This window comes from Dietzia cercidiphylli, assembly GCF_014145145.1.
Classification (GTDB): Bacteria; Actinomycetota; Actinomycetes; order Mycobacteriales; family Mycobacteriaceae; genus Dietzia; species Dietzia natronolimnaea.
On record NZ_JAALEA010000502.1, the window covers coordinates 1 to 1,791 of the forward strand.

General features: G+C 71.2%; 1 protein-coding gene and 1 pseudogene. One reads left to right on the forward strand and one right to left on the reverse strand.

Annotation, left to right across the window (positions count from 1 at the left end; genetic code table 11):
• Positions 1-448 precede the first annotated feature (448 nt).
• Positions 449-1,486, forward strand: a pseudogene (locus G6028_RS16370) (PQQ-dependent sugar dehydrogenase).
• Positions 1,487-1,493: 7 nt separating this feature from the next.
• Here G6028_RS16370 and G6028_RS16375 read toward each other — a convergent pair.
• A partial coding sequence (locus tag G6028_RS16375) for a fructosamine kinase family protein (RefSeq protein WP_182659502.1) occupies positions 1,494-1,791 on the reverse strand: 298 nt, incomplete at its 5' end.

Genomic DNA, 1,791 nt, shown 5'->3' on the forward strand with positions numbered 1-1,791 from the left:
CGCCCGGCCCGACGCGGGCGCCGGCACCGGCACCGGCACCGGCGATCCGGCCTGGTCGCTGCGGGTGCGCAACCCGCGCAAGCTCGGCACAGTGCACGCCACGGCCACCATCGAGGAGCTTTAACCCCTCCGGTCGCGCATCGCCCCCCGACCCCGGTCACCCGCTCCCACCAGGGCAGGTGACCGGGGTTTTGTGGTCGGTGCGGTACCGCACCTGAGAGTTTGTGCATATGGTCTGTGTCACACCGCAAGTCGTCCGCACATCGCAGAGGAGCCGCAGATCGTAGTGGCCGGGGTGGCCGTGGCGGCCGCCGTCGCCCTCGCGTTCCCTGCCGTGGCACATGCCCAGTTCGGTTCCCTCGGCGGCGGCTCGGTGGACACCGGTTCCATTCCGCCGGACCTGCTCTTCCCGCCGGAGGTGGGCGTCGGTGCAGGCGAGGGCGTACGGGTGGTCGAGGGCCCCGCCGTCACCACGACGACCGTCATCGACCAGCTCAACATCCCGTGGGACGTGGTCCGCACCCCGGACGGCACCCTCCTGACCGGCGAGCGCGGCGGCCGTATGGTCGCGCAGCTCGCCGGCGGCGAACGGCGGGATGTCGCGATCGACCTGCCCGGCCTGGTACGCCAGTCGGAGAGCGGCCTGATAGGCATGGCCGTCGATGCCGGATTCGCGCAGAATCGCGAGATCCACGTGTGCTACTCCCAGAACGCCGGGGGGACCCGCGACAACCGGGTCACCACGTTCCGGGCGGCCGAGGACTGGTCCGCGCTCACCAGGGTCCGCGACGTCGTCACCGGTATCCCGCTGGGCGCCGAGGGCATCCACAGCGGCTGCCGTCTGCTGGTCGACGACGACGGGTCGATCTACATCGGCACCGGCGACATCTACAGCGCCACCGACCCGCAGGATCCCACCTCACTCGCCGGAAAGACCTTGCACGTCAACCCCGACGGGACTGCCGCTTCGGGCGACTCGGTGATCCACACGATCGGCCACCGCAACGTCCAGGGACTGGCTGTCCAGCCCGGCACCGGCCGTGTCTACTCCGCCGAGCACGGACCGGACCGCGACGACGAGGTGAACCTCCTCGAGCCCGGCGCCAACTACGGCTGGAACCCGAACGTGAACGGTCAGTACAACCAGAACGTCCCGATGACCGACACCGAGCGGTTCCCGGACGCGGTGGAGGCCGTATGGTCCTCGGGTCGCCCGCCTCTGGCCCCGGCGGACATCGAGTTCCAGCAGGGCGAGGCGTGGGGCGAGTGAAAAGGCAGCCTCGCCATGGCCAACCTCAGGGAACAGAAGCTGGTCCTGTTCCGCCTCTCCTCCGATGGCCGGTCGATCGTCGACGCCTCCGTGCTCCTCGAGGGTGGCTTCGGCCGCCTGCGTTCGCTGACGCCCGAGCCGGACGGCTCACTGCTTGTCACCACCTCCAACGCGAACAACCGGGACGAGGTCTTCCGCGTGAGCCCGGCACAGTGACCCGGGGTCAGAGCAGCAGGACCTGACGGGCGGCGTCGACCAACGCGACCGCGTAGCCGGCGCCGTGGCCGGCCGAGTGGGTGGCCAGCGGGTGCAGCTGATGGAGCGGCACCCGCTGCTGCCACCCCTCGCGCAGCGGGTGGCGCTCCTGATAGCCGCGCAGGATCTCGTTCAGGTACGGCGCCCCGAACAGCGCGAGCATGGCCAGGTCGGTCTCACGGTGCCCGCCGTGCGCGGCGGGGTCGATGAGCACGGCCTCGACGGCGTCGGCCCCGGCCGCTGCGCGCGCCGGCGCCCACAGCACG